The organism is Psychrobacter sp. KH172YL61 (assembly GCF_007182895.1).
GTDB classification, from domain to species: Bacteria; Pseudomonadota; Gammaproteobacteria; order Pseudomonadales; family Moraxellaceae; genus Psychrobacter; species Psychrobacter pacificensis.
The window spans coordinates 1,744,604-1,757,235 of the sequence record NZ_AP019516.1; the positions used below are offsets into that span (position 1 = coordinate 1,744,604).

Annotated in this window: 12 protein-coding genes and 4 pseudogenes; 6 read left to right on the plus strand and 10 right to left on the minus strand. The window is 39.7% G+C overall.

Features of this window, described 5'->3' with window-relative positions:
• Nucleotides 1-29: 29 nt before the first annotated feature.
• Entirely contained in the window at nt 30-824 is a 795-nt protein-coding gene (locus PKHYL_RS09275; protein ID WP_212563590.1) for a glycosyltransferase, read from the plus strand.
• Nucleotides 825-941: 117 nt separating this feature from the next.
• Nucleotides 942-1,787, plus strand: a complete 846-nt coding sequence (locus PKHYL_RS09280; protein ID WP_240364991.1) for a hypothetical protein — start codon at nt 942-944, stop codon at nt 1,785-1,787.
• Between the two features lie 10 nt (nt 1,788-1,797).
• On the opposite strand, the gene PKHYL_RS17560 is transcribed toward PKHYL_RS09280, so the two are convergent.
• Both PKHYL_RS17560 and PKHYL_RS09285 read right to left on the minus strand, forming a co-directional pair.
• Nucleotides 1,798-1,929, minus strand: coding sequence for a hypothetical protein (locus tag PKHYL_RS17560; protein WP_269778143.1), 132 nt, complete (start codon nt 1,927-1,929; stop codon nt 1,798-1,800).
• A 29-nt stretch (nt 1,930-1,958) separates the two neighbouring features.
• The gene (locus PKHYL_RS09285) at nt 1,959-2,918 is read right to left on the minus strand and encodes a glycosyltransferase (RefSeq protein WP_240364992.1); all 960 of its coding nucleotides are present in this window, start codon (nt 2,916-2,918) and stop codon (nt 1,959-1,961) included.
• Between the two features lie 289 nt (nt 2,919-3,207).
• Here PKHYL_RS09285 and PKHYL_RS09290 point away from each other — a divergent pair.
• From PKHYL_RS09290 to PKHYL_RS09305, 4 genes and pseudogenes are all read left to right on the plus strand, one after another.
• Nucleotides 3,208-4,206 (plus strand): annotated as a pseudogene (locus PKHYL_RS09290) (Stealth CR1 domain-containing protein).
• A 93-nt stretch (nt 4,207-4,299) separates the two neighbouring features.
• A pseudogene (locus tag PKHYL_RS09295) lies at nt 4,300-5,465 on the plus strand (nucleotide sugar dehydrogenase).
• Nucleotides 5,465-6,478, plus strand: coding sequence for an NAD-dependent epimerase (locus PKHYL_RS09300; RefSeq protein ID WP_240364993.1), 1,014 nt, complete (start codon nt 5,465-5,467; stop codon nt 6,476-6,478). The pseudogene PKHYL_RS09295 and the gene PKHYL_RS09300 overlap by 1 nt, the downstream one beginning before the upstream one ends.
• Nucleotides 6,479-6,578: 100 nt before the next feature.
• Complete coding sequence (locus tag PKHYL_RS09305) at nt 6,579-7,169, plus strand: hypothetical protein (RefSeq protein ID WP_240364994.1); 591 nt, start codon at nt 6,579-6,581, stop codon at nt 7,167-7,169.
• Between the two features lie 224 nt (nt 7,170-7,393).
• Here the strand turns inward: PKHYL_RS09305 and PKHYL_RS18815 are convergent, their stop codons facing one another.
• From PKHYL_RS18815 to PKHYL_RS09335, 8 genes and pseudogenes are all read right to left on the minus strand, one after another.
• Nucleotides 7,394-7,648, minus strand: coding sequence for a glycosyltransferase (locus tag PKHYL_RS18815; protein WP_442966066.1), 255 nt, complete (start codon nt 7,646-7,648; stop codon nt 7,394-7,396).
• Nucleotides 7,649-7,711: 63 nt separating this feature from the next.
• Nucleotides 7,712-7,924, minus strand: a complete 213-nt coding sequence (locus PKHYL_RS09310; RefSeq protein ID WP_240364995.1) for a hypothetical protein — start codon at nt 7,922-7,924, stop codon at nt 7,712-7,714.
• A gap of 122 nt (nt 7,925-8,046) precedes the next feature.
• On the minus strand, nt 8,047-8,430 hold the full coding sequence (locus tag PKHYL_RS09315; RefSeq protein ID WP_240364996.1) for a hypothetical protein: 384 nt from the start codon (nt 8,428-8,430) through the stop codon (nt 8,047-8,049).
• Nucleotides 8,431-8,565: 135 nt separating this feature from the next.
• On the minus strand, nt 8,566-8,874 hold the full coding sequence (locus PKHYL_RS09320) for a glycosyltransferase (protein ID WP_240364997.1): 309 nt from the start codon (nt 8,872-8,874) through the stop codon (nt 8,566-8,568).
• The gene (locus tag PKHYL_RS18820; protein WP_442966067.1) at nt 8,834-9,043 is read right to left on the minus strand and encodes a glycosyltransferase; all 210 of its coding nucleotides are present in this window, start codon (nt 9,041-9,043) and stop codon (nt 8,834-8,836) included. The genes PKHYL_RS09320 and PKHYL_RS18820 overlap by 41 nt, the downstream gene beginning before the upstream one ends.
• A 667-nt stretch (nt 9,044-9,710) precedes the next feature.
• A pseudogene (locus tag PKHYL_RS09325) lies at nt 9,711-10,574 on the minus strand (glycosyltransferase).
• 162 nt (nt 10,575-10,736) lie between these two features.
• A complete protein-coding gene (locus PKHYL_RS09330) occupies nt 10,737-11,483 on the minus strand; it encodes a glycosyl transferase (RefSeq protein ID WP_240364998.1) in 747 nt (248 codons plus the stop codon).
• Nucleotides 11,484-11,588: 105 nt separating this feature from the next.
• Nucleotides 11,589-12,516, minus strand: a pseudogene (locus PKHYL_RS09335) (branched-chain amino acid transaminase).
• Nucleotides 12,517-12,632: the final 116 nt, after the last annotated feature.

The window sequence follows — 12,632 nt, forward strand, 5'->3', positions numbered from 1 at the left end:
CCTCACTATTATCTCACTACGAGTGCATTATGACATCTGACGTAACTAAAACCTTACCTATAGAACCAACACAAAACCATACTGCTGAACAGCGTTATATCATTTGTATGAAATGGGGTGATAAATACGGTCCTGAATACGTCAATCGTTTGTACAATATGGTGAGCCGTCATCTGAGCTTAGATTTTCAAATGGTTTGCCTAACTGATGACAGCACAGGTATTGATCCTGCGATTGCTTGTTATCCCATACCTGACATGGATCTACCAGCAGGTCCTGAACGTGGTTGGAAAAAGCTCACGACCTTTAAACCTGAGCTATATGATTTAAAAGGTGTGGCACTATTCTTAGATATTGATATTGTGATTGTCGATAATATTGATGCGTTTTTCACTTATCAAGCGAAGCACGAAGACAGTGTGGTCATTATCCGCGACTGGAAAAAGCCGTGGCGTATGATTGGTAATAGCTCCGTGTATCGCTTCAATGTTGGCATGAATACCTATCCTGATTTGCTGGCAAACTTTGAGCGCAATTTTGAGACTATTCGTACGCAAGTGCGTCACGAGCAGGCTTACCTCTCTAACTATTTGCGCGAGCATCATCACCTAGAGTACTGGGATAAGACATGGTGCGTGAGCTTCAAGTATCAATGTATCGCGCCCATCCCTTTTAACTTTGTGCGAGCGCCTGCTCTACCTGATAATGCAAAAATCGTCATCTTTCATGGTGAGATTAACCCGCCCGATGCCATTGCTGGTAGCGGCGGTAAATGGTATCGACATGTGAAACCAAGCCCATGGTTAAAGCAATACTGGCAGTAAATATATAGCCATGAACCATGTGTATATAGTTCACCAATAGTCCAAACAATTTGCAGGCAATGCATTAGGATACAAGTTATTTGAGGTCAACGACTGGAACATAGTATGGCGTTATATTTGAGATTACCTGCTACCGCTGGGTTCAACATTGATAACGAGCTCATCGTTATTAGTGCTTTTAATGCCAATGAAGCAGAGCAAGGTTTGCTTGGACAAGACGTCAATATTATTGCCTCAGGGCCATCGGTACAACAATTAGCGTTGTCAGAACTATTAGACACGCCCACTATTTTTGTCAACGGTAGTATCAGCCTTACTGAGCACCACGCCTTCGATCATATTGCTGGTTATGTCATCAGTGATGCGCGCTTTATCAATCATCAACCTGAAATTCTACGGCAGCATTATACGGGTCAACCTTTGTATGCAACATTAGCCGTCTTTGAAGCGATGGCAACTGCTCATCCTGATATCATGCGTACGTATCATCACGCCATGCGGGTATTGTATCCAGTAGACAGACCATGGGGCGTCAAATCAAATAAGCTATCATTCAATAAGCTCATATTTAAGAAAAAACGCCTAAATAAGAAAATGCCTTTATCCTACTTTATCAATCATCCGAATTTTGTTATTGATAGCAGTCAAAGCGCAACTGAGATCGGCGTCTCACTCAATGTTACTCATGGATTTGTCGAGGCGGGTACGGTTGCTTACGTAGCCACACAGCTGGCTTTCTCACGCCATGCAGCGACCATTCACCTATATGGGATTGACTTACTCAATAGCGATCAACCACGGTTTTATGAAAACAACCACAACCGCGCGCCAAGTACGCTGAACAAAGTCATGAACGAGCGCATTGTGCCTTCGTTTAACTTATTGGGTAGAACTTATAAGACTCACGGTATCGATGTCATCAATCACTCTCCTGTCTCAAAAGCCTTATTTGATACTCTCTAATCTCTCGTCTCTACTGTCTAGCACCTTGCTTTACCAATAGACCAAACTTTAGATATTGCTGCGCGATATGATTTGGCAGTAGCTGCTGATTTAGCGGCACTATGTAATTCGTCAGATTGTCTACTGCTTGATCGATGAGCATCACCAATCCCTCAATATCACCGACGGGTATCAAGTTTTGACAGGTAACAACTCTCTTGGACCAAATGGACAATCGGTACTGATTACTGGTACGCCAAGAGCTTGCGCCTCTACAATGACATAGCCAAAACCCTCAAACTTGGAGGTAAGCACCATTAATGCCGCTGAGGCAATGATTGGATAAGGATTACTCTGAAAGCCTAAAAACCTAACACAGTCATTAATCTTAAGTTGGAACGCTAGCGCTTTAATCTCTGCTTCAAGCTTGCCTTTACCGACCAATACTAATGGCAGCTTCCGCTCTGTTTTCGCATAGGCTTGTAGCAAATCTCGATGACCTTTCATCGTATCGAATGAGGCCACATGAATAATATAGTGTTTGTCTATTAAGCCAAACTGTTCGATACGTGGTTTTTGTAACGCTTTGCTTTGGATCCAAGTGGCATCGCAAGGATTATAAATGGTTGTGGTTTTAGTGATGTCTCCTAAAATTGAGATTAAGTCCTTGCGAGCGCCATCGCTGACGCAGCTACAGGGATGAGCACCATAGACCATACGTAAGTGACTTATCGTCTGTAGTGGTTTATCAGATAATTGATACTCAAACTGCTTAGATAGCGCTGTATGCAGCACATTCACGATGTTGGGTAATTGGCTGTACGCCATAATCCAATTCACTTTATAAATATTAGCCAATATCAGATCTGGCGTCCCTATTTGGCTAAGCACATACTCATCAATGCGCTTAGCGACTGCTTCGTAAGCCTGTGCCTGCTTAGAGTTTGGCTCAATATCTTGCTCAGAAAACATCTCATCGTATGGCACGATATGATAGTGAATGTCAGCATCTAACGGCATATCCTGTGTTTCTTCTAGACATAAAATATGGACGCTATGACCCACTTTTGCATAAGCGCTTGCCAATGTAGTCACCATCCGCTCAGCACCTCGGCCTTCAAGTGCTTTTAAAATAAATAGAATGATGGGCATTGATATCTCAACTTGGTTTTTTGAATGATAGTCATACAAGGCTACCAAAGGTCATAATTATTGCAGCGTTCTGACTTTATGTGCTAGTCTCATCTACTTTTATTCACTACAGTATAAGCTAGGCTTATCAACTGACGCGTAAAAAATCATGAATATTGTTGATTTTATAAATCAGTTAACCTTTGCTAATACAGGTATCAATAAATATCATAGCTGATCTAAGTAGAAACAACATTTAAATAGAATGTATAGCCACTAAAGACACCTATTGACAAAAACAGGATCAATCATGCAGCAACTTGATGAGAAAGCAATAGACATTGTTATCGCTTGGGTGGATGGTTCAGACCCTGTACTCAAACAAAAAAGAGAGTCCTACAAGCCAAGTAACATCGTAGCGTCAGATGCCATAACTGCCACCCGCTTCGCAAGTGATGATGAGATATATTACAATATCGCCTCTATCATCAAATACGTGCCTTTTGTCGTCATATTTATGTGGTCACCGACCAACAAAAACCTGCATTCATTGATGAATTTGCCAAGCAAAATATCTGTGCAGCAGATAAAATACGTATTGTCGATCACAAGGAAATATTTTCGGGTTATGAAGAATTTTTACCGACCTTCAACACTCGATCAATTGAGACGATGATTTGGAATATCCAAGGATTGTCTGACTATTTTATCTATATGAACGATGATTTCTTTTTTAATCAACCAGTGACGATAGATGACTTTTTAGACAGTGAGAAGCTAATCATTCATGGTGAGTGGCGTAAAAGTGCTGCTTTGAATGCCAAGCTCAATTTTCGAAAATCACGCTTTAAGTTGTTTGGCACACCGATACAGCCAAGGCATACTATCGCGCAAATGTTAAGTGCTAAAATACTGGGCATGAATCAGTTTTTGAAATTCATCACTACCCTCATATTGTCGATAAAAATATCTTAAAGTCCCATTTGTTGAATCATCCGCAATTATTGACCGAGCAGATAAAATATAAATTTAGAGATGTGGCCCAAGTGAATCCTATAACGCTAATGAATCATCTAAAAATTCAAAAGGCGAAGCAAGTTTAAAACCTAACACCTCTATCAACTATTTAAAAAATGAGAATAGCGTAGAAGATTTTATTCTTGCCTTAGAAGATAAAACTATTAAATATGGCTGTATTCAAAGTTTGGATCTTCTCAAACCAGACTTATATAAAAAAATCAGCCAAGCTATGAGGCACAAATTCTTGGCTTATCTACCTGCTTCTTTGATAGCAAGCACCGATAAATAAATTTAAATATATTTAGTTTAAGATTGAATGGTGATTAATTTCACTTCCTCTTGATTTAAACCAATAAAAGCTCAAAAATCACTTGGATATATTATGAAAATAGCAGTAGTAGGTACAGGCTACGTAGGCTTATCGAATGCAATGCTGTTAGCACAGCATAATGAAGTCGTTGCTGTCGACATTGTCGCTGAAAAGGTAGAATTGCTAAATAATAAGCAGTCTCCTATCGAAGATACAGATATCGACAATTTTTTATTGAACAAAGAGCTCAATTTTTCTGCGACGCTGGATGCCAAAGAAGCTTATAAAGATGCAGATTTCATCATCGTTGCCACGCCGACTGATTATGATACCAAGACCAATTATTTCAATACCTCCACAGTAGAAGCCGTCATTGAGCAAGTGCTGTTAGTGAATCAACAAGCAACCATTATTATTAAGTCTACAGTGCCAGTAGGTTACACAACCAGTATCAAAGAACGTTATGCGACTGATCGCATTATTTTTTCGCCTGAGTTTTTGCGAGAAGGTAAGGCACTACATGACAATCTTTATCCTTCACGTATCATTGTAGGCGCACAGACTGAGCAGGCTCGAATATTTGCCAATTTATTACTTGAAGGCGCAATCAAAAAGACGTACCGCTATTGTTCGTTGAGCCAACAGAGGCAGAAGCCATTAAATTATTTTCTAATACTTATCTGGCAATGCGTGTGGCCTACTTTAATGAGCTTGATACTTATGCGCAAACTTTTGGACTCGACACCAAACAAATCATCGAAGGGATTGGCTTAGACCCTCGTATTGGCAATCATTATAATAACCCTTCCTTTGGCTATGGCGGCTACTGTCTGCCCAAAGATACTAAGCAGCTGCTCGCAAATTACGATGAAGTGCCAAGCAACCTAATAAAGGCCATTGTCGATTCTAATAGAACCCGCAAAGACTTTATTGCCGATAAAATCATCGAAAGACAGCCAAAAATCGTAGGAATACATCGTCTAGTGATGAAAAGTGGGTCAGATAACTTTAGAGCATCTGCCATACAAGGCATCATGAAACGTATCAAGGCAAAAGGTATAGAAGTCGTTGTCTACGAGCCTGTGCTAAAAGAAGACAATTTCTTTAATTCGCGTGTGATTCAAGATTTGAGCGAGTTTAAAGCGATGAGCGATGTAATCGTTGCTAATCGATTATCAACTGATATACAAGACGTAGCGGATAAAGTGTTTACTAGAGATCTATTTGGGAGCGACTAATGAAAATACTGGTCACTGGTGCGGCAGGTTTTATTGGTTTTCATTTAATCAAGGCGATACTAGAAACAGATCTATCTGCTAGGGATTACTTTATCGTTGGTATCGACAATATCAATGACTATTATGATACAGATCTAAAAGAAGCGCGTTTGAGAATATTAGGTGAGATATCAGATCCAGAAAGTTTTACATTTATTAAGTTAGACCTTGCTGATCGTGAAGCCATGTCTGAGCTTTTTTCCACCTATCAATTTGATATTGTCATCAATTTAGGTGCCCAAGCAGGTGTGCGCTATTCTATCGAAAACCCTAATGCCTATATCGACTCAAATGTGGTTGGCTTTGTTAATATTCTAGAAGGCTGTCGTCATCATGATATCAAGCATCTGATCTATGCCAGCTCCAGTTCTGTCTACGGTATGAATATTAAGCAGCCATTCACGACGTCTGACTGTGTTGATTTCCCTATTAGTCTATATGCCGCTACCAAAAAATCCAACGAGCTTATGGCACATAGCTATAGCCATTTATATAATATTCCTACGACAGGATTAAGGTTCTTCACTGTTTATGGCCCTTATGGTCGACCTGATATGGCATATTTTTCGTTCACAAAGAAAATTCTAGCTGGCGAGCCAATTAATGTTTTTAATAATGGTGATATGCAGCGTGACTTTACCTACATTGATGATATCGTCAACGGTATCATTCGCATTATGAATAAGGCCCCTTCGCCCCAGCATTCTACTATTACGACTGCAGCTGCCCCCTATAAGATTTACAACATTGGTAATAATCAGCCTGTCACTTTGCGCCGTTTTATTACTGCCATTGAAGATGCTTGCGGTAAAAAGGCACAGGAAAACTTATTGCCCATGCAAGCAGGCGACGTACCGATTACTTACGCCGATATAGATGAGTTGGTAGAGGACATTGGCTTCAAGCCTGAAACCAGTATTGAAGAAGGTATCAAACAATTTGTCGATTGGTATAGACAATATTATTCAGTTTAAACAAATAACAATGATCTCTAAGGCTTATATCATAGAGATTAAGGCGCTAATATCTTTATATATTTTTAAAGGATTTTGATAACATGGCTACACCTTCAAGTTGGCAGAGAAAATTGATATTGATCTTTCGAAGCGAAAAAGATTGAATGCGGGTAAGATTATCAAAACCTATAATGATAGAAGCTTTGATGAGATGAAAGCAACAACCATTACTGAATCAATGTGTGATATTGAAGCCTTAACTAATGAGCGTAAAAGCACAGATTTAGAAAACCATTTGAATAACTTGAAATACAAATCGCTTGGTGAGTCTGAGCTCTGCTTTTATCACAACACGCTTATTATACTAATGCGCCGTAAGTACAAAATAGATAAAACATTCGCTGAATTTGAAAGACTATGGGAAGCAGAGAGCGACTATTTATTGACACATCTGTCTTTGCGCTGGATTGTCTCTGCTTGCGATACGTTTATTGATCATTCAAACAATACTCATAGAGCAGCTATCTTGATGAATGTCGTAACTCTAATGAATACTTTACGTACTTATGAAACCAAAAACTTTCTGCAGTTATCCACTAATGCTGAATCTATGCCATTGCTAACTGAAAAACCGATATGCTTTATGCTGGTGACTTGCCTCTGTACGATGGTCTTACTTATTTTCGTATCGGCACCGATGATAGCTTGAGAAATATGCGAAAACGCTATAATAAATTTCAGAAAGTTGATAAATTGGCCACGACCATATTACTGGCAGTGTTTGAAAAACTGCAGAATAATGACAGTGCTTTTGCTACTCTACGGCAGTTGCACAGAGATGATTGGTCTAAATGGTGGTTGGATTAGTCTATCTCATATATTACTACACGACTACACCCTACACCTTTTATCAAGGCTGCAACCGAGTAATGTCTAACCATTAGTTCTCATAAAATCTATATATTGTTGAGCAATATTAATTGGTAATAACTCTTTGTCAAACGAGGACTGATATCTATCAGCCTTCTCCATTGCTTCATCCATCTTCTTAGCTAATGTATCAATATCTCCCACAGGGACGAGGTTGTGTGGTGGTAGCAACTCACTTGGACCCGATGGGCAGTCTGTACTGATAACAGGTGTCCCTAAAGCCAGTGATTCAGCAATAACCCGTCCAAATCCCCTCAAAGACTGATGACAAAACCATAAACTGTGCTTTTTGGATATAAGGATATGGATTTTTTTGAAAACCTAAAAATGTACACGGTTATCCAAACCTAAAGAAGTAACCAGCTCTCTCATTGACGCCAGCAATACACCTTCACCCAATAATAGAAGTGGCAATGTTTTCCGAGTCTTTGCATAACTTCTAATCAATACTTCATGAGCTTTTTGAGTCTTAAAACTACCAACGTGAATAATGTAACTGTCAAACTCTGGCTCAAACTCTGCTGCCAATTGCACAATCTGTCTTTAGTCAATCGGGTTGTATATTGTCGTTGTATTCATCACACCCAATGTAGCTTGAAAGTCTTTTTCGACTCCTTTACTAATACATATACAAGGATGCCGAGAATATATATTGCTTAATCTTTTATCATTTGCTTTTTGCCTTGACTTCTAAACAATTCAATTTTTTTAGAAATAGTATTTCTAATTACGTGTGCGATATTGGGCAGACTACTATGGCGCAAGACCATATCGGCTTTATCTAAATTCGCTAGCGTCAATATTGGAGTACCAATCTCTTTAAGCACGTATCTGTCTAATACTTTTGCAAAATACCAGTACCTAAGACTTTTAGTAGGTATAGAGTTATAATCATTTAGGTCTAGTTGATGATAAGTAATATCATCATTGAGCTCATAAGCTACTTTAGATTTGAAGCGTAAAATATGGACATCATAACCTAACTCGTGAAAACCTTGTCCCAGCGTCAAGACCGAACGCTCTGCACCGCCACCTTGCAAGCAGTTAATAACCAATAGCACTTTTTCTTTACTATTCGAATTTTCTTTTTTCTGTAGTATTATCAATCATTTATTAAGTATTCTTAAAAATAAATATTTAGGCTTAGAGATGTAGCGGCCCAACTGTTTTGCCAGCTAAAGATTTTGGGTAAATTCTACGTATTTTTCTGCTATTTTGGCTGGTAGCAGCGCTTCATCGAATGGCGCACGAAACGCTTGCGGATTACTCATCGCTTGCTGCATTTTTGCGGCAATGGCATCAACATCGCCCATCGGCATTAAGTTACGTTCTGGTAGTAATTCACTTGGGCCTGATGGACAGTTGGTACTGATAACAGGAGTACCTAGCACAAGAGCTTCAGCAATAACTAAAGCAAAACCCTCCCAGTCAGAGGTCAGTATCTTAAACTGCGCATTTTTTGATATAAGGGAAGGGATTATCACGAAATCCTAAAAATATTACTTTGTCTTCTAGGCTTAACTCTGTTACCAGTCGCTCTGTTTCACTTTTATGCTTTCCTTGACCCAAGAGCAGTAAAGGCATAGATTGATCTGTTTTTGCATAAGCATTTACCAATACATCATGACGCTTGGCATCTTTGAAACTACCCACATGGATAATATAGTTTTGGTAGTCAGGGACAAAAGCATCGGCTTGTTGTTGAATACTGTTTTTATCTATTGGATTATGAATGGCAATGGTTGGCGTAATATGACCAAAGCTCTTAACAAAATCTTTTGAGCACCTTCACTGACGCACACACAAGGGTGCTTGGCATATATATCTATCATTCTTTGCTTTAACTGCTCAGCGTCGTGATTTTTATTAAACTTATAGAGTAGTGATACTGTGTTATGAATAATATAAGTGATATTAGGCAATTTACTATTACTTAGAATACTATCGGCACGATCTAAGTTGGACAGTATGATGTCAGGCTGACCGATATTTTTCGACACGTATTTATCAACAGCACGTGCAAAAATCTGGTCACGTCTTTGTGCCCCCTGGTATAAGTTTATACGGCTTAAACTTAAGTACATGGTAGTTAAGATTCGGACTTAAGCCATACTGTACTAACGGCTTAAATCTTAGAATATGTACTTCATAGCCCAATTCATAAAACCCTTGCCCCAATGTTAATACGACACGTTCCGCACCACCGCCTTGTAGACAATTAATAACGAGTAACACTGTTTTTTTATGCTGCTTCATACACGATAACCTATGGAGTAATTTTTCACTTTCTTAGAAAGGCTTATCATTGCTTCATTAAAAACTAGCGTTTAAATAGCTTCGAAAAAAATGATTTAGAAGCGTGTGGACGAGTCACCTTATTACCGGTATAACCTTCTTGAGATTTTTTAGGAAAATGACCGAAAGGTTCCACCCTATAACTGTCTAAATCGTATCCAGCAGCAGTGCTTCGTCATAATATTCATCAAAAACCTTAGATAAATCCTGCCTCGGGTGCGACATTATTTCACCGTCAAACCAGTGCTCGATACCTTCTTCACTGACTCTAGGTAATGAATATTTATGACTGAACTGCGTACCCATATCTGAATAATGCAAAATCCTAATATCTTCTAACGCTAAGTTTTCGCCATCTATACAGTTGTAACTATCCTGATAAGGCTCAATGAGCTGATTATTATCTTTAAATACAGCCATCATTTCTTTATGGCTTTTGGGATCTTTCCTGAGTTTTTTAATTGGTAGGACAATGTTTTTGCCGCCTTGCAATCCCATACGCATGTACACAATCGAGTCATATCCGCATTAGTCTTAGCAGCTACAACAGACTGTCCTTCAATAGCATGGTGCCACAGCTTTGCCAAATCATCTAAAATAATGACATCAGCGTCCATGTAGATGGCACGACCAGAGTATTGACAGTACTCTGGAATTGCCCAGCGAAAGCCTGAAAAGGCGTTGACCATTTAGTGGTATTCCAACCCTCTCCAGTCTCAGGATTAGAATACCAATAGCTATTAGGATCACGTGACAGCTGCATCCATACTATCTCAACGGGTACACTGGTATGTTTATGAATACTATAATCTAATACCATCATCTGCTCTAGATCACAGTTATTTGGGTCACAACCAACAAAGACTTTAATAGTATCTTCTGTATTCATAATTTTATCCGTTCACTGACTAATGTTTATCTTTGCTAATGCAATGCGATAATACTCAAATATATAATGGGACCTATTCTTTCCAATACTTCTCAATCCATCCAACCGGCAAGATGAAATGACGCAAGTGACGTAGCGGTCTTTTTAGATTTTTGGGCTCAGCTAATCTTTTAAATGATCTTTGGCATTGTTAGCAGCATTTTTATTATATCTACCTTCGATCGCATGTGTAGGATATAAGTCGCCAGGGAAAATAACAATTCGAGCACCTTTAGGAATCTTTGGCTCTTTGATATAGTTAAGTGGGAACGGTTGACGACATTTGCGTCTAAAATGCGCAACCCATGCTTTTGGAAACAGCTTGACACCGCCTGGCGCATTACGCGTCACAAAGCGCTGCTCAAAACGATATTTGTCCGCAATGCCCTGTGGATCTGCTTTGAATTTTTCTTGTAGTGAGACAAGCGACCCTACCTGAAAGCGGAAGCAAGAAGTCTGGCCTAGGCGCTCTAGCGGGTTACTTGGGTTATAAGATAAAATAACATCGTCTGGCTCGCCATATTCGAAGAAAGGATCGAGGCTGTCTACTATGATCACATCCAAATCTACAAATAATACTGTCCCTGTCAAATCACCTAACTTCTCACCCCACAAACGTGATTTTGGCCACTTGCCAAGTGTGTTGGTTGGCATGGTGACATCTAGTGGTGGCAATTCTTGACATTCGATTTCTGGACGTACATCGGTGGTATCATCGGTAAAACAGACGAAACGAAACGGTGGCGTAATATTGCGAGATACCATGCCATACAGTTTATTGGCATAATCAGCCCCGTACTTTGTACCCCATTTAATACAAATAATTTGTTTGATATTTTTATTATCTGCTGTACTAGAATCTATTGGCATGGACTGCTCACTTTAATCTTAAGAATAAATATGATGGCTATATTAGCATAAAAAAAGACTGAACAATTATGTTCAGCCTTTTTGGTCTTTAAACTAACGACTTTATTAGTCAATAAAGCTTAACCAATCCATATATTTCTCATTACGACCATGAACCACATCAAAGTATAGGGTTTGGAGTTTCTCAGTCAATGGTCCGCGGCCGCCATTCCCGATAGTACGATCATCGTATTCGCGGATAGGTGTCACTTCAGCAGCGGTGCCTGTCATAAAGATCTCGTCTGCTAAGTAGAACTCATCACGAGTGATACGGCGCTCAACAACTTTGATGTCTAGATCAGCCGCGAACTGAATGATAGTGCGACGAGTGATACCGTCAAGCGCCGCCGCCCAGATCTGGCGTATGTAGCACGCCGTCTTTGACTAAAAACAAGTTCTCGCCAGCACCTTGGCAGACATAACCTTGTGGATCCATTAGGATGGCTTCGTCATAGCCATTGCGGGTGACTTCTTGATTGGCCATGATAGAGACAGGATAGTTGCTCGAGGCTTTGGCTTTACACATGGTCACATTGGTCATGTGGTGGGTAAATGATGAGGTTTTTACACGGATACCGTTTTTGATACCCTCTTCACCAAGATATGCGCCCCAATGCCAAGCAGCAACCATAGCATTGATACTGTTGTCACGCGAAGATAAGCCAAGCTTTTCTGCACCTACCCAAATAAGCGGACGAATATAGGCTTCTGCTAAGTTATTTTTCTTGACCACATCTTTGTGTGCTTGCTCTAGCGTGGCTGCATCAAACGGCACGTCCATTTGAAAGATTTTTGCCGAACCAAGGAGACGTTCGGTGTGTTCCTTTAGGCGAAAAATAGCGGTGCGGTTGTCCGCTGTTTGGTAAGCGCGTACGCCTTCAAACACAGCCATGCCATAATGCAAGCTATGGGTAAGCACATGAACGTTGGCATCTGGTTGTTCAATTATTGTGCCATTCATCCAAAGCTTACCATCTTGTGTTGCCATATTCATTTTATAGTCCTTATGCTAGCGCTAACGTCTAACTTTTTTTAGGTAGGTTTTATTTAACAGTAGTGATCAACATCGTATGATAATACTGCAGCGTTCATTTTTATTACTCAAATACC